Annotated in this window: 2 tRNA genes; both read right to left on the bottom strand. The window is 50.0% G+C overall.

Features of this window, described 5'->3' with window-relative positions:
* Nucleotides 1-73, bottom strand: a tRNA-Ala gene (locus ALO_RS15865).
* 85 nt (nucleotides 74-158) lie between these two features.
* A tRNA-Ile gene (locus ALO_RS15860) sits at nucleotides 159-235 on the bottom strand.
* Between the last annotated feature and the right edge of the window lie 55 nt (nucleotides 236-290).

The following is a 290-nucleotide window of genomic DNA, read 5'->3' as shown; positions in this document are numbered from 1 at the left end:
TGGAGACGAGGAGGATCGAACTCCTGACCCCCTGCTTGCAAGGCAGGTGCTCTCCCAGCTGAGCTACGCCCCCACGGTATAGAGCGTTATAGTCAAAAAAACGGTGAGTATTTCTCTCACTGGTTGCTTTTTCCTATCTCACTCTGTTTTTTTGAAGATGGTGGGCCTAAGTAGACTTGAACTACTGACCTCACGCTTATCAGGCGTGCGCTCTAACCAGCTGAGCTATAGGCCCACGGGCTGAATGTGCCCTTTGAGCACCTTCAAAACTAAACAATGCTGAGGTAAGA

The sequence above is a fragment of the Acetonema longum DSM 6540 genome (assembly GCF_000219125.1).
Classification (GTDB): Bacteria; Bacillota; Negativicutes; order Sporomusales; family Acetonemataceae; genus Acetonema; species Acetonema longum.
The sequence above is the reverse complement of the archived record's forward strand: the minus strand, read 5'-3'. Positions and strand labels throughout refer to the sequence as shown.